This is a genomic window from Duganella sp. BJB476 (assembly GCF_003416895.1).
Lineage (GTDB): Bacteria > Pseudomonadota > Gammaproteobacteria > Burkholderiales > Burkholderiaceae_D > Rugamonas.
This window is the reverse complement of sequence record NZ_QVIO01000011.1, coordinates 12090-37486: the sequence shown is the minus strand read 5'-3', so window position 1 is coordinate 37486 and position 25397 is coordinate 12090. Positions and strand designations below refer to the sequence as shown.

General features: G+C 64.8%; 21 protein-coding genes. 11 read left to right on the top strand and 10 right to left on the bottom strand.

Annotated elements, in window-relative coordinates; translation table 11 throughout:
- The first annotated feature begins 233 nt into the window (after positions 1-233).
- The 5 genes from rpmH to mnmE all read left to right on the top strand — a co-directional run bounded on the left by rpmH (position 234) and on the right by mnmE (position 4259).
- A complete protein-coding gene (gene rpmH, locus D0T21_RS29470; RefSeq protein WP_040378179.1) occupies positions 234-368 on the top strand; it encodes a 50S ribosomal protein L34 in 135 nt (44 codons plus the stop codon).
- A 35-nt stretch (positions 369-403) separates the two neighbouring features.
- The gene (rnpA, locus tag D0T21_RS29465) at positions 404-844 is read left to right on the top strand and encodes a ribonuclease P protein component (RefSeq protein WP_116994020.1); all 441 of its coding nucleotides are present in this window, start codon (positions 404-406) and stop codon (positions 842-844) included.
- Entirely contained in the window at positions 841-1104 is a 264-nt protein-coding gene (gene yidD / locus D0T21_RS29460; protein ID WP_116993990.1) for a membrane protein insertion efficiency factor YidD, read from the top strand. The genes rnpA and yidD overlap by 4 nt, the downstream gene beginning before the upstream one ends.
- A gap of 11 nt (positions 1105-1115) precedes the next feature.
- Complete coding sequence (gene yidC / locus D0T21_RS29455; protein WP_116993991.1) at positions 1116-2813, top strand: membrane protein insertase YidC; 1698 nt, start codon at positions 1116-1118, stop codon at positions 2811-2813.
- A 66-nt stretch (positions 2814-2879) separates the two neighbouring features.
- Positions 2880-4259 (top strand): tRNA uridine-5-carboxymethylaminomethyl(34) synthesis GTPase MnmE, encoded by a 1380-nt coding sequence (mnmE, locus tag D0T21_RS29450; RefSeq protein ID WP_116993992.1) that lies wholly within the window; start codon positions 2880-2882, stop codon positions 4257-4259.
- Positions 4260-4271: 12 nt separating this feature from the next.
- Here the strand turns inward: mnmE and D0T21_RS29445 are convergent, their stop codons facing one another.
- Both D0T21_RS29445 and D0T21_RS29440 read right to left on the bottom strand, forming a co-directional pair.
- Positions 4272-4583: a HigA family addiction module antitoxin gene (locus D0T21_RS29445; protein ID WP_116993993.1), complete on the bottom strand. Its 312-nt coding sequence runs from the start codon at positions 4581-4583 to the stop codon at positions 4272-4274.
- 12 nt (positions 4584-4595) lie between these two features.
- The gene (locus D0T21_RS29440) at positions 4596-4877 is read right to left on the bottom strand and encodes a type II toxin-antitoxin system RelE/ParE family toxin (RefSeq protein WP_116993994.1); all 282 of its coding nucleotides are present in this window, start codon (positions 4875-4877) and stop codon (positions 4596-4598) included.
- Between the two features lie 116 nt (positions 4878-4993).
- Between D0T21_RS29440 and D0T21_RS29435 the strand changes: the two genes are divergently transcribed.
- Entirely contained in the window at positions 4994-5659 is a 666-nt protein-coding gene (locus D0T21_RS29435; RefSeq protein WP_116993995.1) for a glutathione S-transferase family protein, read from the top strand.
- A gap of 11 nt (positions 5660-5670) precedes the next feature.
- Here D0T21_RS29435 and gcvA read toward each other — a convergent pair whose 3' ends face one another.
- Complete coding sequence (gene gcvA / locus D0T21_RS29430; RefSeq protein ID WP_116993996.1) at positions 5671-6588, bottom strand: transcriptional regulator GcvA; 918 nt, start codon at positions 6586-6588, stop codon at positions 5671-5673.
- 100 nt (positions 6589-6688) lie between these two features.
- On the opposite strand from gcvA, the gene gcvPA reads away from it, so the two are divergent.
- From gcvPA to ygjK, 5 genes are all read left to right on the top strand, one after another.
- Entirely contained in the window at positions 6689-8086 is a 1398-nt protein-coding gene (gene gcvPA / locus D0T21_RS29425) for an aminomethyl-transferring glycine dehydrogenase subunit GcvPA (RefSeq protein ID WP_116993997.1), read from the top strand.
- 5 nt (positions 8087-8091) lie between these two features.
- Complete coding sequence (gene gcvPB / locus D0T21_RS29420) at positions 8092-9669, top strand: aminomethyl-transferring glycine dehydrogenase subunit GcvPB (protein ID WP_229211688.1); 1578 nt, start codon at positions 8092-8094, stop codon at positions 9667-9669.
- Positions 9666-10799 carry an ATP-NAD kinase family protein gene (locus D0T21_RS29415; RefSeq protein WP_116993999.1) on the top strand — a complete coding sequence of 378 codons (1134 nt, stop codon included), beginning with the start codon at positions 9666-9668 and terminating at the stop codon, positions 10797-10799. The genes gcvPB and D0T21_RS29415 overlap by 4 nt, the downstream gene beginning before the upstream one ends.
- A gap of 54 nt (positions 10800-10853) precedes the next feature.
- Positions 10854-13337 (top strand): TonB-dependent receptor, encoded by a 2484-nt coding sequence (locus tag D0T21_RS29410; RefSeq protein ID WP_116994000.1) that lies wholly within the window; start codon positions 10854-10856, stop codon positions 13335-13337.
- Between the two features lie 76 nt (positions 13338-13413).
- Entirely contained in the window at positions 13414-15771 is a 2358-nt protein-coding gene (ygjK, locus tag D0T21_RS29405; RefSeq protein WP_158568074.1) for an alpha-glucosidase, read from the top strand.
- On the opposite strand, the gene D0T21_RS29400 is transcribed toward ygjK, so the two are convergent.
- The 7 genes from D0T21_RS29400 to D0T21_RS29370 all read right to left on the bottom strand — a co-directional run bounded on the left by D0T21_RS29400 (position 15713) and on the right by D0T21_RS29370 (position 25386).
- A complete protein-coding gene (locus D0T21_RS29400; protein ID WP_116994002.1) occupies positions 15713-17158 on the bottom strand; it encodes an amino acid permease in 1446 nt (481 codons plus the stop codon). The genes ygjK and D0T21_RS29400 overlap by 59 nt on opposite strands.
- Before the next feature lie 6 nt (positions 17159-17164).
- Positions 17165-17620 carry a beta-galactosidase subunit beta gene (locus D0T21_RS29395; RefSeq protein WP_116994003.1) on the bottom strand — a complete coding sequence of 152 codons (456 nt, stop codon included), beginning with the start codon at positions 17618-17620 and terminating at the stop codon, positions 17165-17167.
- A complete protein-coding gene (ebgA, locus tag D0T21_RS29390; protein ID WP_116994004.1) occupies positions 17617-20595 on the bottom strand; it encodes a beta-galactosidase subunit alpha in 2979 nt (992 codons plus the stop codon). Before ebgA ends, D0T21_RS29395 begins: the two co-directional genes overlap by 4 nt.
- A gap of 3 nt (positions 20596-20598) precedes the next feature.
- Positions 20599-21378 (bottom strand): SDR family NAD(P)-dependent oxidoreductase, encoded by a 780-nt coding sequence (locus D0T21_RS29385; RefSeq protein ID WP_116994005.1) that lies wholly within the window; start codon positions 21376-21378, stop codon positions 20599-20601.
- 180 nt (positions 21379-21558) lie between these two features.
- Positions 21559-22548 (bottom strand): GGDEF domain-containing protein, encoded by a 990-nt coding sequence (locus D0T21_RS29380; RefSeq protein ID WP_116994006.1) that lies wholly within the window; start codon positions 22546-22548, stop codon positions 21559-21561.
- Positions 22549-22630: 82 nt separating this feature from the next.
- Positions 22631-24427: a DAHL domain-containing protein gene (locus D0T21_RS32675; protein WP_229211687.1), complete on the bottom strand. Its 1797-nt coding sequence runs from the start codon at positions 24425-24427 to the stop codon at positions 22631-22633.
- Complete coding sequence (locus D0T21_RS29370) at positions 24424-25386, bottom strand: cytochrome-c peroxidase (protein WP_116994007.1); 963 nt, start codon at positions 25384-25386, stop codon at positions 24424-24426. The genes D0T21_RS32675 and D0T21_RS29370 overlap by 4 nt, the downstream gene beginning before the upstream one ends.
- Positions 25387-25397 lie beyond the last annotated feature (11 nt).

The following is a 25397-nucleotide window of genomic DNA, read 5'->3' as shown; positions in this document are numbered from 1 at the left end:
CATCAGTTGTTGACAAGCGGGACCGAAATGCTGATAATTCAGGGTTCCCCGCCCGTATTCCTAGTTTATTCACATGAACGTCAATATGGAGTAAGCGTGGATTTAGCGGGCGATGAGATGGACCCAGCTTGTGCCGGTAGCGTTGGCATGGGTGCGCGAAGTGTCATTGGCACCAAAAACTGACGGGGCCACAACCCGATTTTGCATTTTTTTCTGCTTTTAGCGAGACCAACATGAAACGTACTTACCAACCTTCCGTTGTACGCCGTAAGCGTACCCACGGCTTCCGCGCTCGTATGGCCACCCGTGGCGGCCGCCAAGTGCTCAACGCACGTCGCGCCAAAGGCCGCAAGCGTCTGGCTGTATAAGCCATCGCTTGTTAGCTGATCGCGTGGAAAGCTGTATTTCAAGCGGCTCGACAGGCGAAGGTTCACACGACTTCGCGCGCGTTCGGCGTATCGTTAAAACGGATGAATTTTCATCCGTTTTTCGTTTGCGCCCTACCCAAAAAAGCGCGCACTTCGTGCTCTACACCCGTCTGAATGAATTGCCGCATGCGCGGCTGGGCGTCGTTGTGGCCAAGCGATTTGCGCCGCGCGCCGTCACGCGCAACACGATCAAACGCGTCACCCGCGAATTGTTCCGCCAGACCGGCCTGCCGGCGATCGACTGCCTGGTGCGCCTGGCCAAGCCGGTCAACAGCAAGGACGGACCGGCCACCACTGCCAAGCTGAAAGCGGCTTTGCGGGTGGAACTGGCACGTCTGTTCGCGCAGGCCAAGGTGGCCAAGCTGCCGAAACCGGCCTTGCCTTCGACGCCGCCGCCTCCACCTGTGGCATCATGAAAACACTGCTACGCTTCCTGCTGCGTTTTTACCAGCTGGCCATCAGCCCGCTGATGGCGCCGAGCTGCCGGTTCCATCCGAGCTGCTCGAACTATGCGCTGGAAGCGTTGCAGGTGCACGGCGCCGCCAAGGGCAGCCTGCTGGCGGCCAAGCGCGTGTGCCGCTGCCATCCGTGGAATCCGGGCGGGCATGATCCCGTTCCCCCGGCGGACGGCAAAACGAATTCTTCTACGACCGCTTGCGGTTGCAACCACTCCTGACAAATAGCCTAATGGATATCAATAAACGTACCATCCTGTGGATCGTGTTTGCCGTGTCGCTGGTAGTTCTTTGGAACAACTGGATGGTCTCGACAGGCAAGCCTTCCATGTTTGCTCCAGCGCCGGCTCAAACCGCCAAGGCCCCGGAAGCGAAGAAATCCGATCTGCCGGCCGCCACCGCGACCGCCGCGGCAGGCGCTTCGGCATTGCCGGGCGCGCCCGCGGCGGCCGAGGCGTTCAAGAGTGAGCGCATCACCGTCACCACCGATCTGTTCCGTGTCGACATCGACACCCTGGGCGGCACCATCAAGCGCCTGGAACTGCTGAAGTTCAAGGACGGCGTCGACACCAGCAAGAACCAGGTGCTGTTCGACGTCGACGCCGGCACCGGCAAGACCTACCTGGCCCAAACCGGCTTGATCGGCGCCGCCGGCCTGCCGAACCACCAGACCGGCTTCGTCGCCAAGCCTGGCCCGCGCATGCTGAACGACGCCAACCAGGTGCAACTGGTGTTGGAAGCGGAATCGGCCGGCGTCAAGCTGACCAAGACCTACACCTTCAAGCGCGGCGACTACGTGATCGACGTGCGCCACGACGTGACCAACGTCGGCGCGGCTCCGGTCAAGCCTGAGCTGTACCTGCAACTGGTCCACGACGGCAACAAGCCGGCCGGCGACTCCTACTTCAACAGCAGCTACACCGGCCCGACGCTGTACACCGCCGAAGACCACTACAAGAAGCTGAAGTTCGACACGCTGGAAAAAGAAGCGGCCGAAGCCGCCAAGACCGGCAAGGACGCCGTGCAGGATCACCCGACCAAGGCCGACAACGGCTGGTTCGCGATCTCGCAGCACTTCTTCGTGTCCGCCTTCGTCCCGCAGGATAAGCTGGCCCGCACCATCTTCACCAAGAAAGTGACGACCAACCAGTACGCGATCGGCACCATCCAGCAACTGGGCACGCTGGCGCCGGGCGCCACCGTCAGCAACGAGGCCAAGCTGTACTCCGGCCCGCAACAAGCTAAGCTGCTGGAACAGGTCACGCCCGGCCTGGAACTGGTCAAGGACTACGGCTGGCTGACCATCATCGCCAAGCCTATCTTCTGGGTCATGGACCACATCCACCAGGTGCTGGGCAACTGGGGCTGGACCATCATCGCCTTCACCATCCTGATCAAGCTGGCGTTCTTCCCATTGTCGGCCGCCGGCTACCGCAGCATGGCCAAGGTCAAGCTGGTCACGCCGAAGATGCAGGCGATCCGCGAGCGCTACAAAGGCGATCCGGCCAAGATGAACCAGGCCACCATGGAACTGTACAAGGCCGAGAAGATCAACCCGCTGGGCGGCTGCCTGCCTATCCTGGTGCAGATGCCGGTCTTCATCGCCCTGTACTGGGTGTTGCAAGCGTCGGTGGAAATCCGCGGCGCGCCGTGGATCGGCTGGATCACCAACCTGGCCGCGCCGGATCCTTGGTACATCCTGCCAGTGTTGTACGCGATCTCGATGTACATCACCACCAAGCTGAACCCGGCTCCTGCCGATCCGATGCAAGCGAAGATGATGCTGTTCATGCCGCTGGCGTTCTCGGTCATGTTCTTCTTCTTCCCGTCCGGCCTGGTGCTGTACTGGGTGGTGAACAACGTGCTGTCGATCGCTCAGCAATACGTCATCTCCAAGAAGTTTGCGCCGGCAGCGGCCGCCAACTCCTGATAGCCAGCTTGTTGCAGAAAAGCCCGTGTTAATCGCGGGCTTTTTTTTTTACTTTACAATTCCCCTATGAATATCGACTCTTCCCCCATCGCCGCCATCGCCACCGCACCAGGCCGCGGCGGCATCGGCGTGGTACGCGCATCCGGCAAGAACCTGCAAGCACTGATCACCGCGCTGTTCGGCGCCACCGCCCTGCAGCCGCGCCACGCCACCTACATCCCGTTCAAGCAGGCCGACGGCGCGCTGATCGACCAGGGCATCGCCATCTGGTTCAAGGGCCCGCATTCCTACACCGGGGAAGACGTGCTGGAACTGCAGGGCCACGGCGGCCCCATCGTGCTGCAACTGCTGCTGGCGCGCGTGTTGGAAGCGGGCGCCGAGCTTGGCCTGCGGCTGGCCGAGCCGGGCGAATTCACCCGCCGCGCCTACCTCAACGACAAGCTCGACCTGGCGCAGGCCGAGGCCGTGGCCGACCTGATCGACGCCTCCACCGAAGCGGCGGCCAAGTCGGCGTCGCAATCGCTGTCGGGCGCGTTCTCGAAGACGGTCAACGCGCTGGTGGACGGCGTGACCGGCCTGCGCATGCTGGTCGAAGCCACGCTGGACTTCCCGGAGGAGGAAATCGACTTCCTGGAAAAATCCGACGCGCGCGGCCAGCTGGCCGGCATCGTCGCCGCGCTGGAGCAGGTGTTCAAGCAGGCCTCGCAAGGCGCGCTGCTGCGCGAGGGCTTGAACGTGGTGCTGGTCGGCCAGCCCAACGTCGGCAAGTCGTCGCTGCTGAACGCGCTGGCGGGCACGGACGTGGCCATCGTCACGCCGATCGCCGGCACCACCCGCGACAAAGTCACCGAGACCATCCAGATTGAAGGCATCCCTCTAAACATCATCGACACCGCCGGCATCCGCGCGATCGACGATGGCGTGGACGTGGTTGAGCGCATCGGCATCGAGCGCACCTGGGGCGAAGTCGGCAAGGCCGACGTCATCCTGCACCTGCTGGACGCCGACCACGGCCCGTCGCGCGCGGACGAAGGCATCGTCGCCGCCTTCCCGCCGGGCGTGCCGGTGCTGCGGATCTGGAACAAGATCGATCTTTCGGGCCACAAGCCGGGCGTCGATCCGATGGAGGATGCGACGCATGTGTACCTGTCGGCGCACGAGCACATCGGCATTGATTTGCTGCGCGCCGAACTGCTGCGCATCGCCGGCTGGCAGCAGACCGGCGAATCGCTGTACCTGGCGCGCGAACGCCATCTGATCGCGCTGAAGAACGCCGGCGCCCATCTGGACCGCGCCGGCGAACACGCGGCGCAGAACGATCAGTCGCTGGACTTGTTCGCGGAAGAGCTGCGGCTGGCGCAGGTGCAGCTGTCGAGCATCACCGGCGCGTTTTCGTCGGATGATTTGCTGGGTGTGATCTTCTCGCGCTTCTGTATCGGAAAATAAGTAGCTTGCAGCTCAGGCCGCCAAAGGGGCGGGCTGAACCTGCATCGGAGTTTCCAGGAATCTTTGTGCAGCTTGCCAAACATCGTAGGCACTTTGCTCTGCCAGCCAAAGGCGGGCCTCACCGCCGCGCTCTACGCCCAGCCAAGCTTCAATACGCAACGCCATTTCAGGCGAAATCGCAGCGCGGCCGTTGAGGACGCGGGACAGCGTGACGCGGTTGACATCCAGTTGCTGCGCCGCTTCGGTAACAGTTAGGCCCAGCGCGGGCAGAACGTCATCGCGTAAGGTCAGCCCCGGGTGCGGTGGATTAAACATGCGTGCCATGATATTTATTCCTTAATGATAGTCCTGATAGTCCACAAGGATGGCGTCCGTACCCTCGAACTTAAATGTCAGGCGCCAGTTGCCACTTACCGATACGGAAAAATGTCCCCTGAGTGCTTTGCCTTTTAATGGGTGCAGGCCCCAACCAGGCAGGTTCATTCCTTGGGGAGATGTGGCCTCGTTCAGGCGGCGCAGCATGGCGCCTAGTCTGGGCGCATGGGCTGCTTGAATGCCGGCCATGCTCCCAGTCTCGAAAAAAACTCTCAACCCCTTGTGCTGGAATGTTTTTATCATGAGTCATTGTAGCGCGTAACGTTACGCGCACCAATGTCAATTCATGTTTCCCTCTGCGTAAATTTCGGTCAATGATAAAATTTGCAATGGTCACTGGCTTTAATAAATAGGTTCTCATGATCCTCTACCACAGCATCGCCGCACGTTCCTTCCGTCCATTGTGGATGATGGAGGAATTGGGGCTGACATATGAGTTGCGCATGATGGCTTTCCCGCCGCGTGTGCACGACAAGTCCTATCTCGACATCAATCCCTGCGGCACCGTGCCGGCCTTCTTCGACGGCGACATGCGGATGACGGAATCGGCGGCGATATGCCAATACCTGGCCGAGTGCCATCCGGCGGCCAGACTGAACGTCGCGCTGGACGAAGCGGACTACGGCGCCTGGTTGAACTATCTGCACTTTGGCGAAGCCACGCTGACCTTCCCGCAAACGCTGGTGCTGCGCTACAGCCGCTTCGAATCGACGGAGCGCTTGCAGCCGCAGGTGGTGGAGGATTATTCGCGCTGGTTTTTGTCGCGCCTGAAAACACTGACGCCGCGCCTGGAGCAGAACCAGTTCCTGTCTGCCGGCCGCTTCACGGCGGCCGATGTCTCGGTCGGCTACGCGCTGCTGCTGGCCGAACAACTGGGATTGCACACCTCCTTCACACCGGCAGTCGCCGCCTACTGGCAGCGGCTGCGCCAGCGTCCCGCCTTCCTGCGCGCGCAGGCCGCCGAGCAGGCTGCCGCATCGGCGCAGGGCGTGTCGTCGCGGCCCGCAACAGAACTACCGGCGTAGTAGCGCGAGAGCTAGCGGTCTGCTTCCTGCTCACGCGCCTCGTCACGCAGGAAATCCGAGAACCACGTCAGCGCCTCCTGCTCGGTGCGGGTAGGGCGCCAGCACATGTAGTAGGCGCCTTGCGTGGACAGCGTCTGGCTGAACGGGCTGACCAAGGTACCGCGCCTCAGGTCGTCGCGGATCAGCGCCATGCGGCCCAGCGCGATGCCCTGGCCGTTCAGCGCCGCCTGCATCAGCGCATTGCTGTCGTCGATCAGTGGCCCGCGCAGCGCCAGCGATGGCGCCAAACCCGCCTGCTCGAACCAGCGCTCCCAATCGTCGCAGCTGTCTTCGTGCAGCAGCGTGTAATGCGCCAGATCGCACGGCTCCAGCAACGGCGGGCCGTCCTTCAACATCGCCGGTGAACACACCGGCAGCAGCTCGGTGCCGAACAGGCGTTCGCACTCCACGCCCGGCCACTTGCCATCCCCCCAGCGTATCGCCAGGTCGATGCTGTCGCGTCCCAGGTCCGTATGCATCACCGTGTGCACCAGCCGCACTTCAAGCTGGCTGTGCGCCGCGAGAAAACGGTCCAGTCTATGCACCAGCCAGCGCGAGCTGAAGGCCGGCGTCACCGCCACCGTCAGCCGCTTGCGCGCGCGTCCTTCGCCCTGCGCCAACTGCGCCAGCACACGGTCGATGCGGCCGAAGGCGTCGACTAGGCTGCGTTGCAAAATCGCCCCTTCGCCGGTCAGCGTGATGGCCCGCGTCATGCGCTTGAACAGCTTGATCTGCAGCGCGTCTTCCAGCGTCTTGATCTGGTGGCTGACCGCCGCCTGCGAGATGCACAACTCATCGGCGGCACGGGTAAAACTCATGTGCCGCGCCGTAACTTCAAACGTTTTCAACTGCCGCAACAGACTGGAAGAATGAACCAAGGCGCTCTCCATGCATGAATTTTTCTAATGTATCGCATGCATACTGATCATTTGTCAATGTTATTTCGCTCCTACAAGATGGGGTATCCAATCTCGATCAACAGGAAACGACATGGCACCTGGCAAACCCTTTATCCACCCCTACATTCCCAACTCGGTGCCCGCTGTGCGCGACGCCATGTTGCGCGCCGTGGGCGCAAGCAGCACCGAAGACTTCTTCGCCGACATCCCCGCCGCCCTGCGCATGCAGGCGCCGCTGGCGATCGCCGCGCCGCACCTGTCGGAGGCGCGCCTCAAGCGCCACGTGGACGGCCTGCTGCGCAAGAACAGCCACTGCGCCGGGCAGCTCAGCTTCCTGGGCGGCGGCTGCTACCAGCACCACGTGCCGGCCGTCTGCGACGAGATCAACGGCCGCAGCGAGTTCGCCACCGCCTACGCCGGCGAACCGTATGACGATCATGGCCGCTTCCAGTCGCTGTTCGAATACTGCAGCATGATGGGCGCGCTGCTGGAGATGGACGTGGTCAACGTGCCGGTGTACGACGGCATGCAGGCCGCAGCCACCGCCGTGCGCATGGCGGGCCGCCACACCGGCCGCCGGCGCGTCGTCGTGGCTGGCCACGTCAACCCGGACAAGCTGTCCATGATGAACACCTACGGCCGCGCCGATCTCGATTTCATCACCGCGCCGTTCGATCCGAAAACCGGCCTGCTCGACCTGGCCAGCGTGAAACAGCTGCTCGACCAGGAAACCGCCGCGCTGTACATCGACATCCCATCCTTCCTCGGCACCATCGACGATGGCGCCGCGCTGGCCGCCGCCGCCCATGCGGTGGGCGCGCTGTTCGTGGTCGGCGTCGATCCGGTGTCGCTGGGCGTGCTGGCGCCGCCGTCCAACTACGGCGCCGACATCGTCTGCGGCGACATCCAGCCGCTCGGCATGCACATGAACTACGGCGGCGGCCAGGGCGGCTTCATCGCCAGCCACGACGATCCCGCCATCGTCATGCAGTATCCATCGCGGCTGTTCGGCATCGTGCCGACCAGCGTGCCGGGCGAGTACGGCTTCGGCGACGTCGCCTACAGCCGCACCTCGTTCGACAAGCGCGAGAACGGCAATGAATTCGTCGGCACCGCCGCCGCGCTGTGGGGCATCACGGCCGGCGTCTACCTCGCGCTGATGGGCCCACAAGGCATGACCGAACTGGCCACCGGCATCGCCCAGCGCACCGCTTACGCCAGGCAGTGCATGGCGCGCTTGCCCGGCGTGCGCATCACGCACGAAGGCAGCTGCCACTTCCGCGAGTTCGTCGTCAACTTCGACGACACCGGCCTGCCGGTGGCAGCCATCAATGCCGCCTTGCTGCAACAGGGCGTCTTCGGCGGGCATGACCTGAGCGCCGCCTTCCCCGCGCTGGGCCAGTCGGCCCTGTACGCCTTTTCCGAAGTCCACACGCAGGAAGACATTGACCTGCTGTGCGCAACGCTAGAGAAAGTCCTCAACCAATGAACGTCATGGATAACATCGCCCACCACCGCAAACAGCAGATGCGCCGCTACCACCAGGCGCGCTGGGACGAACCAGTTATTTTTGAACTGAGCCAGCCCGGCGAACGCGGCATCCTGGTGCCGGAAGTGGAGCCGGACATCGTGCGTTTGGCAGGCCAGCCGCTGGCCGGGCTGCCCGCCACCATGCTGCGCCAGCGCGCACCGGCGCTGCCGGAGATGTCGCAGAACCGCGTGCTGCGTCACTACCTGCGCCTGTCGCAGGAGACGCTGGGCGCGGACCTCAACGTAGACGTGGGGCAGGGCACCTGCACCATGAAGTACAACCCAAAGATCAACGACCAGCTCGCGCGCCAGCCCGGCATGGCGGAGCTGCATCCGCGCCAGGCCGACAGCACCGTACAAGGCATGCTGGAGGTGATGGACAAGCTGGAAGGCGTATTGCGTGAAGTGTCCGGCATGGATGCCGTATCGTTGCAGGCACGCGGCGGATCGCAAGCCATCTTCGCCAACATGGCGATGGTGCGCGCCTGGCACGAGAGCCGCGGCGAAGCAGGCCGGCGCGATGAAGTCATCACCACCATCTTCTCGCACCCGTCGGACGCCGCCTGCGCCAAGCTGGCCGGCTACAAGGTCATCACGCTCTACCCGGACGCCAACGGCTACCCGGACCTGGCGGCGCTGAAGGCGGCCGTGTCGCCGCGCACTGCGGCGCTGGTCATCACCAATCCGGAGGACACCGGCATCTTCAACGGCCGTATCCGCGAATTCGTCGACGTGGTGCATGCGGCCGGCGGCTTGTGCGTGTACGACCAAGCCAACGCCAACGGCCTGCTGGGCATCGCCCGCGCGCGTGAAGCCGGCTTCGACCTGTGCCACTTCAACCTGCACAAGACCTTCGCCACGCCTCATGCCTGCGGCGGCCCGGCGGTCGGCGCGGTGTGCTGCACGGCGGCGCTGGCGCCGTTCCTGCCCGGCCCACTGGTACGGCAGAAGGATGGCCGCTATCACTTGGTGGATGGCGCCGTGCAATCGATCGGCAAGATCAGCAGCTTCACCGGCACCGCCTCCATCATGCTGCGCGCCTATGCGTGGATCATGAACCTGGGCGCCGAGGGCTTGCGCACCGTGTCCGAGATCGCGGTCCTGAACAACAACTACATGATGCACGAGCTGCTGAAAATCGATGGCATGTCCGCGCCCTACGCGGCGGGCAAGCGCCGCATCGAACAGGTGCGTTACAGCTGGGCGGGCCTGACCGAGGCCACCGGCGTGACGTCGGAAGAAATCGGCCTGCGCGCCGCCGACTTCGGCGTGCATTACTGGACCAGCCACCATCCGTATGTAGTGCCGGAGCCGGCCACCATCGAGCCGACCGAATCCTACTCGCGCGCCGACCTCGATGAATTCATCGGCGTGATGCGCCACATCGCCGGCGAGGCGCACAGCGATCCGGATCTGGTCAAGACCGCGCCGCACAACTGTCCGGTGCACCGCGTGCAGGGCGAGATGCTGGACGATTCGGAGCGCTGGTCTATCACCTGGCGCGCCTATCAACGCAAGCTGGGCGAGCGCGGACTGGCATGAAGATCGGGCTGGTGGTCAATCCCTGGGCCGGCGTCGGCGGCCCGGCCGGCCTCAAAGGCTCGGACGGCGCAGACAGCGTGCAGGCCGCGCTGGCGGCGGGCGTCCTGCCGCAGGTAGCCGCGCGCCTGGCCTCCATGTTCGGGGCTTGCGGCGGCGCGGCGCACGCCGTCAGCTGGTACACAGCCGATGGCGACATGGGCCTGCGCGCTTTGCACGGGGCTGGCTTGCAGGCCAGCGCCGTGGTGCCGGTTGCGTCGCCATCACAGGCGGCGGATACGCGCCGCGCCAGCTGCATCCTGGCCGGCATGGGGATAGACCTGCTGCTGTTCGCCGGCGGCGACGGCACCGCGCGCGATGTGCTGGATGGCCTGCGCGACGCCGGCGTAATGGCCACCTTGCCGGTGCTGGGCGTGCCGGCCGGCGTGAAGATGCAATCGGCGGTATTCGCCAACCATCCAACCGCAGCAGGGCTGCTGCTGCGCCAGTTGCGGCAGAACGGCGTGGCCATCTGCTGCGACGCCGAAGTGATGGACCTCGACGAAGAAGCGCTGCGGCGCAACCAGATCGTGCCGCGCCTGTACGGCTACTTGCAACTGCCTTTGGCGCCGTCGCTGACGCAAGGCGGCAAGTCGCGCCATGCCAGCGGCAGCGGCGCGCAGCGCATGGCCATCGCTCGCAGCTTTGCGGAAGGGATGGAGGCGCGCTCGCTGTACCTGATCGGTCCCGGCTCGACCACGCAGGCCTTGCTGTCGCTGCTGGGCGTGGACGGCACCTTGCTGGGTGTGGATGCGGTACTGGGCGATGGCACGCTGCTGGCGCGCGACGCCTCGCGCCGAGAACTGGAAGACCTGGCCGGAGACTGGCAATCGCCGCCGCACCTGGTGTTGTCGCCGATCGGTGGTCAGGGCCTGGTGCTGGGACGAGGCAATCAGCAGATTTCACCGCGCCTGCTGCGTGCGGCCGGCCGGCGCGGGCTGCATGTGCTGGCGCCGCAGGACAAGCTGCTGTCGCTGCACGGCGGCGTGCTGCGCATCGACAGCGGCGACGCGGAACTCGACGCGCAATTCAATGGGTATTTGCCGGTGACGACCGGCTACCGGGAGCAGACCATGTGGCCGGTCTCGGTGTAGCGGCAGCAAAAAAGCAAAGCAGCACACATAACGATAACTATCTGGAGATTCCAAATGAGACAAAAAACCGGGTTGACCCTTTCGGTCGCCACCCTGGCCCAGTTGGCGGCCATGCACGGCGCGCAGGCGCAAACAGCGCCCGAGCCCATTCAGGAGGTGGTCGTCACCGGCACCACCGCCAAAAATCGCACCAAGCTGGAATCATCGGTCGCCATTACGACCGTGGACCTGGCCAAGCTGGAGAAGCTTGCGCCGCATAGCCTGGCCGACTCGCTGCAGCAGGTTCCCGGCCTGTGGGTGGAAGCATCCGGCGGCGAGGTATCGAACAATGTCTCGCCGCGCGGCTTGAGTGGCGGCGCCGCATTCCAGTTCATCAGCCTCCAGGAAGATGGCCTGCCGGTGATCTACGACGGTGAACTGGTGGACGTGCTGATGCGCGAGGACGTCACCATCAAACGTTTCGAGGCGATCCGCGGCGGCACTTCGGCCATCCTGTCCACCAACGGCCCGGCGGCCATCGTCAACTTCATCAGCCAGAAGGGCACGCAAACGCCGCAGGGCGAGGCCAAGGTCACCATCGGCGACTACGGCATGGTGCGCACGGAGGGCGTGTATTCGGGACCGATCAACGACGACTGGACGTACGCGGCCGGCGGCTACTACCGCGAAGGCAAGGGCGTGCGCCCGATCGGCATCACGGCCGACCATGGCGGCCAGCTCCGCGTGAACCTGACGCGCAAGCTTGAACGCGGTGAGCTGACGCTGTCGGCCAAGTACGTCAATGACCACAACACCTTCTACCTGCCTATCCCGCTGACCAATCCCGGCAATCCAACAGGTGTGCCGGGCGTGAATCCGCATTACGGCTCGCTGGACGGCCCGGACCTGGCGCACATCACCAACCAGACCACCAATGGCCCCGTGACCACCGACCTCCATACCGGCTTCCACGTGCTGGCCAAGGTGATCGGCGCGGACCTGCAGCATGAACTGGGCGGCGACTGGTCGTTCCGCAACAACGCGCGCTACACCCGTTACGACGTGTCGCCACAGTCGGTGTTCAATGGCCCCAACAGCTATCTGGTCCGCGCCAGCAACCGCCTCGATCCGGCGCAGTCCAGCGATGTCGCCGCGCTGTTGAAGCGCTTCGGCGGCACCGCCAAGCTGGCCTACGCTGGCACAGGTCAGCTGATCAACGACCCGTCCACCCTGAACGGCAACGGCTTCACCACTGACGCCGTGGCCGAGACACGCTTCCGCTCACTGGGCCACTTCATCGACAAGCTATCGGTGACGAAGGAGAACGACAAGAACAGCTTCACCGCCGGCATCCTGTTCGCGGCACAAAAGCTGTACGACGATTCCGACTACGGCGCCCGCATCATCACCGACGTGCGCGATCAACCGAGCCGGCTCGATATCGTCGCCGTCGACGCCAACAACAAGATCCTCGGCTACCTGTCGGACAAGGGCGTGCTGCGCAACGGCTACTTCTACGAACGCCACAAAGGCGATATGAAGTCGATGTCCTACTTCGTCAACGACGAATGGAAGGTCAGTAACAACCTGCGCCTCGACGCCGGTGTGCGCTACGAAGTAGCCCGCTACGACGTGCAGGACGAAGGCGTGCTGGCGGCCGGCGACGATCTGCCGGGCGACAACCTGACCGAGGGCGCCATCATCCCCGGCGCCTTCAACGCGGACGGCACCGACAAGGACAACATCATCGCCAACAACTACATGCGCCGCGCCGGCACCGGTGTGTGGACCCGCAAGCAGAAGACGATCAAGGAAGCCTCGTACACGGCGGGCTTTAACTATGCCTTCAACGACCATGTGGCAACGTATGGCCGCTACGCCAGCGGCACCAACATGCCGACCCTGTACAGCGCCGACAGCTTCGTCGACGGCGCCAGCCGGCTCAGTTTCACCGAGGCGGGCGTGCGCTACATCTCGCCGTTCTGGACCACGTCGGCCACGGTGTTCCACACCAAGTTCGACAACCTGTCCTTCGGCGAAACCAACCAGGCCACGGGCGACTTCCGCCAGGTGTTCGTCAAGACGCTGTCGACCGGTGTTGAGCTGGAGGGCATCATCAATCCGTTCAAGCAGTTCTCGCTGGAGTATGTCGCCACTTTGCAGAAGGCCACCATCAACGGCATCGACCCGAACGCGGAAGAGGCCAAGCAAAACGGCAACCAGGTGATGCGCACGCCGAACACGCAGGTGCGCTTGATCCCGACGGTGCATTTCGGCTTTGGCGATGTGTTCCTGGTCTACAGTCATATCGGCAAACGCTTCGCCGACTTTGAGAACGCTCTGGCGCTGCCTGCCTATCATGTGATCGACATGGGCGCGGAGATCAAGATCGACAAGAAGTGGAAGCTGAACCTGAAAGTGAACAACGTGACCAACTCGATCGGCCTGACCGAGGGCAATCCACGCAGCGGCTTTAACCAAAGCTCGAACGGTAGTCTGTTCTACGCGCGGCCTATCCTGGGGCGCAATGCCACCGCCTCGTTGTCTTACCGCTTCTGATGCACCGGGGCCGGGCGCCTTAAACGCCCGGCCTCATCGTGTTACCCTTCCTGACAACTCGTTTTCATTCCCGCCTATGTCCTCATCTGTTCGCAACCTGCTGCTGATTGCGGCATGCACTGCCGCTTGGGCCGCGCACGCGCAATCGCCCTCCATCAACCGATATGGAACCCCGACCGCCGCGCGCGATTTCGACGCCGAGCAAAACCAGCGCTTCAATCCCATGTTCGACGCGGGAAGCTGGCATGGCTACCTGTTGCCCGATGCGCCAACACTGGCCGGCACCTTCAGCGGCCCGCTGGTGATCGCCGAGGAGTACAGCCTGTATATCGCCTCTGCGCTGGAGCGGCTGGACCTGAGCGACCGTCGCACGGGCCGCAGCTTCCGGCCGGAGCAGGCCCGCTGGACCAGCACCGCGCGTCCCGGCGTGTTGAGCCAGCGGTTGGTGTGGCCGGGGTTGCAGCTGGACGTGGATCTGCATTTCGTCAGCTCCAGCAGTGCGCTGGTGCGCTACCGCTTGCGCAATACGTCCGGCAAGGCGCTGTCGCTGAAGGCACACTGGCAGGGCGACCTGATGACCCAATGGGGCAAGGACGGCGCCGTGGCCGCTCGCCAGCCGGCGTGGAAGCCGCAGCTGGTGCAGGATGCCGGCGGCGTCAGCATCACCTTCGGCAAGGTGCGCGACGCAGGCAACGTGATGACCAGCGGTCGCTCGCGCTACCGCATCGAACGCAGTGTACGCGCGCAGGACAGCGTGGACAGCCAGCACTACGACAGCAACGCCGACTTGCCGCTGCTGGCCGCCGGCCGACAGCAGACGATCTACAGCGCCTACAGCTACCAGCTGGACGGCACGGATGCTGCCGCTGCACATGCGGCCTCGCTGCTGTCGAACCCCGCTCGCGCCGAACAGGCGATTGTGGCCAACGAGCGCCGTTGGGCCGCGTGGAAGGCCAAGCTTCCGGCATCCACACTCAGCACCAAGGCGCTGGAGACCCTGATCGGCAACTGGCGCGCGCCACGTGGCGCTTTCCGTCACGATGCGATGGTGCCGTCCACCACGGCGCGCTGGTTCAACGGCGCCTGGACATGGGACACGTGGAAGCAGGCCTACGCGCTGGCGGCCATCGATCCCGCGCTGGCTGCCAACACGGTGCGCTCGCTGTTCGACTACCAGATACAAGCCAGCGATGCGGTGCGTCCGCAAGACGAGGGCATGGTGCCTGACAACGTCTTCTACAACATGGACGCCGCACGCGGTGGCGATGGCGACAACTGGAACGAACGCGATACCAAGCCGCCGCTGGCCGCATGGACCGTATGGGAAATCTACCGCCAGTCCCGCGACCTCGCCTGGCTGCAAGAGATGCAGCCCAAGCTGGAGGCCTACCATCGCTGGTGGTATCTCAACCGCGACCACGATCACAACGGTCTGGCCGAATACGGCGCGACCGTGCACCCGCTGCACAACGACGACGCTGGCCAGCTGCGCTTCCGCGTCAAGCCACTGTCGTCGGCGCCGCTCGACGGCTGCGGAGCGGAGCAGGACGGCATGCGCGATTGCCTGGGCCTTGCTGCCTACAGCCGCATCGTCGATACCGGACAGTACGCGGCCATAGAGCTGCCGGTGCAGCAGGCAGCGGGCTACGAATCGGGCATGGACAACGCCGCCCGCTTCGGCTTCATCGAGCCCGCCGCCTTGCAGCGTTATGCAGACAAGGTCCACGGCGGCGATCTGGCCGCCGCGCGGCGCGACTGGCAGGTGCGCGTGGTCGAGAACCGCGACAAGCAAGGCAAGCTGCTGGGTTACTCCATCGACCAGGAATCGGTGGACCTGAACGCCTTCCTCTATCGCGAAAAGCTGATCCTGGCGGACATTGCGCAGGAGCTGGGCGACCACGCCGCCGCGCGCGCGTGGCGCGAACAGGCGGTGCATCTGCGTGGCCTGATCAACACCAGCTTCTTCGATCCCGCCAGCGGCTTCTATTACGACCGGAAGCTTGGCGGCACGCTGCTCACCATGCGCGGACGCGGCCCCGAAGGCTGGACCGCGCTATGGGCCGGCGCCGCCGAACAGCGGCAGGCCGACGCGGTGATCGCGAAGATGCTGGACCCGGCCGAATTCGGCACGCCCATCCCGATGCCGACGGCGGCCGTCTCCAATCCATCCTACGATCCTGAGATCTACTGGCGCGGCAGGGTATGGCTGGACCAGGTCTATTTCGGCGCGGCCGGCCTGCGCAACTACGGCCACGCTGCGGAAGCCGACGCCATCGCCAAACGCTTCACGACGGGCGCGGAAGGGCTGCAAGGCGACGCGCCGATCCGGGAGAATTACCATCCCATCACCGGCCGCATGCAAGGCGCCACGAACTTCAGCTGGAGCGCCGCGCACCTGCTGATGCTGGCGCTGGATGCAAAACCTCAGAAGTGATCACGAGGCCGCGCTCATACAGGCGGTACTTCCACAACGCCCACCCCAGGAACAGAACCACGCCGCCCACGTTGTAGCCCAGCGTGAGCAGCAGGTTCTGGCCGGCCGGGAAGATGGCGGCGATGAAGGCGATGCCAAAGAACGCCAACAGCACACTGGTAATCGCCAGCCCGACGCGGCGCGATCCCATGCGGAAGTCGCGCGGCAGGTGGTCCAGCCGCAGACGCAGATGGAAGTAGGCAGCCATGATGATCAGCGGCGGCAGCAGCGCGGTGGCCGCCGTCATGTTGATCACGACATTGAGCAGCTGGTTCACGTTGGATGACCCCAGTGCCGGTATCACCAGCAGCGGCACCACCACGCAAAACTGTATCCACGCGGCGCGCTCCGGCATGTCATGGCGGTTCAAGGCGATGGCGCGCTCCCCGAAGATGCCTTTCGGGATCTCCGAGAACAGTGCCTTGACCGGCGCGGCGGTCCACACCATCAGCGTGCCGAAGGAGCCGAGCAGCATCACCGCGCCCACCAGACGGTTCAGCAGCACTGGCGATACCTGGTGATGCGCACCCAGCGCACCAAACACCTGGAACACGCCGGAGGTGTAGCTCAATTTGGATGCGGGCACGTACAGGTTCAGCACCAGTGCCGACACCGAATACAGCACGCCGATCAGCAGGCCTGCGAAGACGATGGTGCGCACAAAGGTCCGCGCGCCGCCTCGTACATCGTTCAAAAACACGCCCACCGATTCAGCGCCGCCGGCGGCAAACAGTATCCACGCCATGACGCCCATGAAACCCCAGCTGAACGTCGGCGTCATCGCGGCGGCGGTGATGGGCGTGGCGGGCGCCACGCCGCCGATCCAGTCGGCCAGGCTCAATCCCACGAAGCCGAACGCCATCAATAGCACCAGCGAGCTGCCGATGGAAGTCACGCGGCCCACCCATGTCGCGCCCTTGGTGGAGACCCAGGTGGCGAACGCAAACAGCACGATCGACAGCAGCACCGTCACCGGCGACGAGAACTGATATTCGTAGCCCAACCACGCATAAGACGAATACACGAGAATATTGGGCAGCACCGACGTGAAGTAGAACAGGTTCACGAACCAGTAGCAGTAGGCGCCGACGAAGGCCCACTTGTCGCCCATCGACGAGCGTATCCATTGGTAGATGCCGGACTTGGCGTCCTTGTTCAAGCTGACGAATTCCGCGATGATCAACACGTAGGGAATGAAGAAGGTCGCCGTCGCGAACAGGAAGGACGGCACAGCCACCATGCCGATGGCGATATTGCTGTTGACGACATTGCGGATATTGAAGATCGCCGCCACCGCCATCGACAGCAGCATGAAGCGGCCGATTTGCGCATTGCCTGAAATTGCCATGTCAGCTCACTTATTGTGGAAAGTAGCACCTTCTATCGTCACCATCAGCACCATTTTGCGCAGATGATCGGAGCCCAGCGGCCGGTAAGCGTAGTCGTTGTCGAAGATGAGCAGCTGGCCGGCGTTGGCGGTGTGACGATGGGCGTCGTCGCCGCTGAAGGTCTCGCGGTCGGTTTCGTCGCTGTAGGCCACCAGGCGTGTCAGCGACGGCTTGGCGGCATACGCGATGGTCTCGCTGCCGGACAGGTAGTAGTACATCTCGACGTAGCGGCGGTTGCCGGTGAAGCCGGAGACGGCGGCCACCGGGCCGTCCACCAGCCGGTAGACCAGCGAATCGCCAATGGAGTGGCACACGTCGGGCTTCAACGCTGGCAGGTTGGCGATGGCCTCGATGCAGCGCTGCCACTTGCGGGCGGAGTGGTAGCGCTGGCGGAATTCGTCCACGCTGTTCAGGATAATCACAAGCTGTCCTCCCCATTCAGCGGCGACAAGTCCATGCTGTAGCTGAACGCCTCCAGGTAGACCCGGTACGAATCGAGCACCTCGGAGCCCCAGGAATTGGAACCGAGCCCGCTCATCCTGTGATCGAGATTGACGGTCCAGAAGTCTTCTTCACACAATTCGTTATCGTGCCTCTTGGCTGCGATCTGTTCGGCGCTGTAGGGCCATACACTGAAGTGAATGCCTTGCGGCGCCTGGATAAGCAGGCCCTTGCCCTGGCTGTCGCGCATCAATGCCCACGTGACGTCCTGTCGGTTGCCGTTGTCCTGCGGCTTGGGGTAGTGCTCGAACATGTCGGCCGCGTTGCTGCGGTAATGGTCGATGATGCTGCATGCCTTGCTGTCTGGGTAGTTCTCGCCTGGCCCACGTCCGAAGTATTCGACCTGGTCCAGCTGGCGGCTCAGCCCCAGCGTCATGCCGATCTTGGGGATCATGTCGCGGAAGCCGCCGTAGGGCGTTCCGGACAAGGTAAGCCGCAGCTTGCCCGCGCCATCGACGTGGTAGTGGTAGCGGCAGCGCATGCCGTAACCAAGCACGGGCGGCGCGATCTGGCAATCGACGATGATTTCCACCGCCGTGTCGCCACGCCTGATCTCCATGCCGCGCAGATGCTCCTGCATGATGTTCAGGTGCTGCGGCAGCCACAGGGCTTCGTTTTCCTGCTTGTGGTTGTCGATGCAGGGTTTGTAGAAGGTCAGCTGCGGTGGACGCGCGAGCAGAGGCGCGCCATGTGCCACCCATTCCTTGAGTTTCCCGGTGAGTCTGCAGAACACCATGTGGAAGTCATGGCCTTCGATGCGGTATTCAAGGCGATGCTCGGTGAGCTTGGGCGCGGCCTTGGCGCTTGGCGGCACGGCAGGCAAGGGCGTGGAAGGCAGCGCAAACTGGTACACCGCCAGCTCGTGCTGCGGCGCGCTGTAGGCGGTGGCCTGGTCGCGGATTACGCGCACGTTCAGATAGCGCTGGCCGCTGCCTGATGGCGGCTCCTGGATGCGGATCTCCTGCTTCTGGCCCGGCGGCAGCGGCGCCAGCGGCACGCGCTGCAATCGGAGCGACTCGCCATCTGCCTTGGTTTCGATCAGCAGCGTGAGGCAATCGAGGCTGCTGAACCAATAGCGGTTCTCCACTTCCAGCCTGCCGGCGGCGGCGTCGATGGCGCGCACCTTCACCGGCGCGATCACCTGCTTGTACTCGCGCAGGCCGGGACCGGGACGCTGGTCCGGGTAGATCAAGCCGTCGCAGCAGAAGTTGCCGCTGTTCGGATAGTCGCCGTAGTCGCCGCCGAAGGCGTAGAAGGGCCGTCCCGCCACCTCCGGTTGCAGGATGGCGTGATCGCACCACTCCCACAGATAGTGACCCTGCAGGTGCGGATGGCGGTCCATCACGGCCTGGTACTCGCTCAGGCCTCCCGGCCCGTTGCCCATCGCGTGCGCGTACTCGCACAGGATGCGTGGCTTGTCCATCGGGTACTCGCCGAAGGCATTCATCATCTGCACGCGCGAGTACATGGTGCTGACCACGTCGCACACCTCGGCGTCGCGGTCTTCCTCATAGTGGATCAAGCGTGTCGGATCGATCTGGTGGCAGCGCGCCGCCATTGCGCGGATATTGCAGCCGTAGCCGGACTCGTTCCCCAGCGACCAGATGATGATGGACGGATGATTCTTCTGCGCGTGCACATGGCGCTCGATGCGATCGACGAAGGCCGCTTCCCACGCCGGATCGTCGGTGATCTGACTGAGGTTGCCGACGTTGACGAAGCCGTGCGTTTCCACGTCCGTCTCCGCCATCACGAACAGGCCGTACTGGTCGCACAGTTCGTAGAAGCGCGGATCGTTGGGATAGTGCGCCGTGCGCACCGAGTTGATGTTGTGCTGCTTCATCAGCACGATGTCCTGCTCGACGCGCGCCATCGTCACGGCACGACCGCGCAGGTGGTCGTTGTCGTGGCGGTTCACGCCGTGCAGTTTCAGATAGCGGCCGTTCACGTACATCAGGCCATCCTGCACGCTCACCTCGCGGAAGCCGACGCGCAACGGCACCACTTCCAGCAGTTCGTCGTCGGCGTCGTACAGGCTGATTTCGAGGCGGTACAGATAGGGATCTTCGGCGTTCCACTGGCGCGGGGCCGGCACGTCCACTTCCCATGCCGACGCCTGGCCACCGCCTTGATGCAACTGGCGCGCGCCGTCGTACAGTGCCCAATCGATCCGGTAGCCGTCCTGCGCCGACACGGTCAGCGCGCAGGACAGGCGCGCATCGCGGCAGGCGTCGTCGAAGCGGGTCTGCACGCAAACGTCCTGCACGTGGATGGCGCCTTTGCCGATCAGGTAGACGTCGCGGAAGATCCCTGCGGTCCACCACATGTCCTGGTCTTCGAGATAACTGGAATCGGCCCATTGCAGCACGCGCACGCTGAGCAGATTCTCGCCATCCACCAGCAGTGCGGTGATGTCGAATTCGGCCGCCAGCCGGCTGCCCTTGCTCATGCCGGCATAGCGGCCGTTGACGTGGATTTCGAAGTAGGTCTCGACGCCGTCGAAGCGCAGGATCACGTTCTGGCCGCGCCATTCCGGGCCCAGCGTCCAGCAGCATTGGTAGGCGCCGGTCGGATTCGCAGACGGGACGTAGGGTGGATCGACCGGGAAGGGCATGCCGTCGTCGGTGTACTGCAACTGGCCGTGGCCTTGCAGCTGCCACATGCCGGGCACTTCGATGCTGCCCCAGTGCGCCATGTATTCGCTGTAGAACTGCGTTGGCACCTGCAGCGGATGGCCGAAGTGGGCGAAGCGCCAAGTGCCGCTTAGCGACAGGAAGCGGCGGCTGCGCTCACGTTCGAAGCTGCGTGCCGATTCGACATCGTCGTAGGCAAAGAAGTAGGCGTGCGGAGGCAGCCGGTGCTCCTCCAGCAGCTGGGGGTTCTCCCACTTGTTCACGGTTTATGCCGATCCGGCCAGGCCGCCGCCGTCCACCACCAGCGCGTCGCCGGTGACGAAGGAAGAACGATCCGATGCGAGGAACAGCACCGCCTGCGCGATCTCGCGCGGCTGGCCCACGCGCATCAGCGGCCGTCCCGCGCCCGCCGTCACCAGCGCGGTTTCCTCAAGCCCCAGCTGCTGCGCCTCGTTGCGCAGCATCGGCGTATCGGTGTCGCCGGGGCAGACGCAGTTGACGCGGATGTTCTGCGGGCCGTGGTCCACCGCCATGGCCTTGGTCAGTATCACCACCGCGCCCTTGGAGGCGCAATAGGACACGGCGTCCTTGCCGCCCACCAGGCCCCAGCCCGAAGCGGTGTTGATGATGCTGCCGCCGCCTTGCTGCTGCATCACCGGCACCGCGTGTTTGCACATCAGGAAAATCGATTTGACGTTGACCGCCATGACCTGGTCCCATTCCTGCTCGGTGGTGTCGATCACGTTGGCGCGGCGGGTGATGCCGGCGTTGTTGAACAGGACGTCGAGCCGGCCGTAGCGCGACACGGCCGCCGCCACCGCCGCCGCGCAGTCGGCGGCCACGGCGACGTCGGTGCGGATGAAGGAGGCGCGCGCGCCGGCCTCGATCAGCGCCGCCACCGCCAGTTCGCCCGCCGCGCCGTCGCGGTCGGCGATCAGCACGGTGGCGCCTTCGCGCGCAAATAATTCCGCCGTGGCGCGGCCGATGCCGGACGCTCCCCCCGTGATCAACGCCACCTTGCCTGCCAGTTCGCCTTGCTGATGCATGTGCTGTCTCCATTTTTATGGGTTATGCACTATGTTGCCCGCTTTTTGCCCAGGTTGACAAATGAATACTCTGCATGGCATGCATAAGCCCAGCTAATGCATGAAAGCCCGCGGCGCGGAGCGGCAGGCATGCATGGATTTGATGGATGGATAGCCAGGCCGAGCGCCTGGCCGGCGCCGTCAGGCGGCGTTTTCCGCCGGACGGTCGACGATCACGCAGTCGCGGCCGGCGCGCTTGGCGGCGTACAGGCAGCTGTCGGCGGCGGCCAGCATGGTGGCGGCGTCACACAAGCGGTCCTTGTCGTAGGTGGCCACGCCGATGCTCATGGTCACATGCGGGCGGATGGCGGCGGGCGCGTGCGTGATCTCCAGCGCGGCGATGCGGGCGCGGATCGTTTCGGCGAGCTGGGCCGCCTGTTCCGGGCCGGTGTCCGGCAGCACGGCGGCGAACTCCTCGCCGCCGTAGCGCGCGGCCAGGTCGGCCGGGCGTTGCAGCATGGCGGCGAAGGCTTCCGCTACCAGGGTCAGGCAGGCGTCGCCCTGCTGGTGGCCGAAGTGGTCGTTATAGGCCTTGAAGGAATCGATGTCCATCAGCAGCAGCGACAGCTGGCCGTTGTTGCGCTGCGCCCGGCGCAGCTCGCGGTCCAGCGCGACGTCGAAGTGGCGGCGGTTGGCGATGCCGGTCAGGCCGTCCACATACGATTGCGCGCGCAGCGCCTCGGCCTGGCCGCGCAGCTGGCGCTCGCGGCCGACGGTGGTGCTGATATCGCTCACCTCGATCAGGCAGTAGCGCTCCTTGCCCTCGGTGAAAGGCGTGACCGACACCGCCTGCTCGACCCGTTCGCCGCCCCAGGTGCCGGTCGGGTACAGCGGGAAGGGCGAGCGGTTCAGCGCCGGCGACAGTTGCTGCGGGAGGTTGCTCTGCATCGCGCTCTGCACCGCCTGCTCCAGCCGCTGGCCGCGCAGCTCGGGGAATTGCTCGAACAGGTCGCTGCCCTGCACGCGGTGGGCGGACAGGCCGGAATGGCTGGCCAGCCACTGGTTCCACATGACGATGCGGCCGCTGGCGTCGAGCACCATCAGGCCCAGGTTGGCCAGCCCGAGCACGCGCCCGGACAGGTGGGCGTGGCTGCCGGCGGCAGGCGGGGTGACGGTGGTGTTTGCTTGCATGCGCTGTTTTCCTGGCGTGACCGTGTAGTGACTGGATAGTGACCTTGGGATTATAAGCGCAGCCGCGCCGCGGCCGCCCTTTCTAGGCCTGGGCCATGCGGTGGCTGACCGGCAGCGTCACGCGGAAGGTGCTGCCCCGGCCCGGCGTGCTCTGCACGTCGATGCGGCCGTAGTGGTTTTGCACGATGCCGTAGGAGAGCGACAGCCCCAGCCCGGTGCCCTTGCCGATCGGCCGGGTGGTGTAGAAGGGATCGAAGATGCGCGGCAGCGCTTCGGCGGCGATGCCGCCGCCGGTGTCGCTGACTTCCAGCCAGACCTCGGAGCCTGCGCTGCCGCAGCGCACGGTGATGCGGCCGCGCTCGGGGCCGATGGCCTGGGCGGCGTTTTGCAGCAGGTGCAGGAACACCTGGTTCAGCTGCGACGGCATGCATTCGATTTCCAGCATCGGGCCGAATTCGGTCTGGATGTCGGCCACCGCTTCCAGGTCGCCGCCGATCAGGTTGAGCGTCGATTGCAGGCCGGTGCGCAGGTCGGCCCACTCCCAGTCCTGGGTGGCTTCCACGCGCGAAAACTGTTTCAGGTCCTGCACGATCTTGCCGACCCGCTCCATGCCGCCGCGCGATTCGGCCACCAGCGCCGGAATGTCTTGCTTCAGGTAGGCCAGGTCGACCCGGCTGCGGGAGCGTGCCACCGCCTCGTGCGAGGCGGCGCCGGGCTCGGCTTGCTCGTAGGCGCCCAGCAGCTCGAACAGCTTGTCCAGGTAGTCCTCCAGCGTGCCGAAGTTGGAGGCCAGGAAGGCCAGCGGGTTGTTGATCTCGTGCGCCACGCCGGCCGCCAGCTGGCCGATCGAGGCCAGCTTCTCCGACTGCACCAGCCGGCTTTGCAGGGCCTTGCGCTCGGCCATCTCCTGCTGCAAGCGCTGGTTCGCTTGCAGCAGTTCGGCGGTGCGTTCCTGCACCCGGCCTTCGAGGTGGTCATTGGCGGTCTTCAGTTCGGCGTTGACGCGCTGGACCGTGGCGTGGCTGCGCAGCAGCCGCAGCGCGGTGTAGGCCAGCAGCCCGACCAGCAGCGCGGCCAGCAGTATCAGCCCGTAGCGGTAGGCATGCAGGCGCTGCATCGCCAGTTGTTGTTGCTGGCCCAGCAGGGCGCTGATGGCGTCGATGCTTTCGTCGGTGGGGGCCGCCGCAATGCCGGTCAGCAGCCGGTCGACCGCGGCCTGTTCGACCAGCACGGTGCGCGCGTGCGCGCTCATGGTGTCGATGCGCTCGGCCAGCTCGCCGGACAGGCCGGCGCGGGAGGCCTCCAGGGCGGCCAGCTCCCGTTCGACCTCGGCGACGCCGCTCTCGGAAGGACCGTCGCTGTAGATCAGCAAGGCCAGCAGCAGGCGGTGGGCGGCCGCCTCCGCATGACCCATCGCCTCCAGCCGGTGGCCGCGCTGCAGGTTGACTGGAGCGCCGATGTCGTCGGCGGCGACGGGCAGGAAGTCCAGCGAATTGTGCAGCACCGCGTTGTGCGACTTGAATGCCTCCATCAGCGCCGCCTTCGCGCTCAGGGTCTCCTGGTAGGCGTCCAGCGCGGCGGCCAATTGCGGCGACGACGCCTTGATCTGCAAGGGCAGCTCGTGCATGGCCTCCAGCGGATGGGCCAGCGCGTCGTAGCTCGGGTTCAGGCCGATGCGCGACTTCATCGCGTCGAGTTCCCATTGCGCGTCAAGCTGGCCGACTTGCCGCAGCAGCGCGACGTTGGCGAAGTAGTCGTTGCTGTCGTAGCTGAGGCTGCGCGCGTAGATCGCGCCCAGCAGGACGGCCAGCAGCAGGCAGGCCAGCGGCAGCCGGTACAGCCGCAGTCGTTGTCGCCACCACCGGCGGTGCGCGTTCATGGCTGCCCCGCCGGTGTGCTGTTGAGCGTATTGAGGAACTGGATGATGTCGGCCTTGTCCTGCTTGCTGCCGCTGCGTCCCAGCTGGAACTTGAACATGACGTCGATCGCCTGCTCCAGCGTGGCGGCCGAGCCGTCGTGGAAATACGGCGCGCTGCGCGTCACGTTGCGCAGGCTGGGCACCTTGAACACGTGCAGGTCGTCGGGATTGTGGGTGACGGCGTAACGGCCGCGGTCGGCTTCGTTGATGCCGCCGCGCTGGGCGAAGTAGTCGCCCATGACGCCGAATTTCTGGAACATATTGCCGCCGACGTTGACGCCCTGGTGGCAGGCCACGCAGCCGAACTGCTTGAACTTGGCGTAGCCGGTCTTTTCCGCCGCCGTGATGGCGTTGCGGTCGCCGCGCAGGTACTGGTCGAAGCGGGCGTTGGGAGTGATCAGCGTGCGTTCGTAGCTGACGATGGCATGGCGCAGGTTGGCGATGGTCAGGCCGTCGCGGTAAGCCTCCGCGAAGCCGTCGCGGTAGGCGGCGTCGCCCGCCAGCTTGGCCAGCACGCTCTCCCACGACGACCCCATCTCGATCGGATTGCGGATCACCATGTCGAGCTGGGCTTCCAGCGTGTCGGCGCGGCCGTCCCAGAATTGCTTGAAGTTGAGCGCGGCGTTGAGCACGGTGGGCGTGTTGACGGCGCCCGGCTTGCCCAGGAAGCCGAGCGATTTGGCGCGCTGGTCGCCGCCGCCGCGCGCGACGTTGTGGCAGCTGGCGCACGAGACGCTGCTGTTGCCCGACAGCCGGACGTCGTTGAACAGGCGCCGGCCCAGCGCGGCCTTGGCCGGGTCCTGGTGCAAGCTCAGCGGCACCGGCGTGATCGGCTCGCCGGCCGGCGCGGCCGGCGCGGCGGCCAGGCCGGCGGCCAGGCACAGCAGGGCGATGCGGCGGGTAGTGGTCAAGCAATGCATAGGGTTCTCCT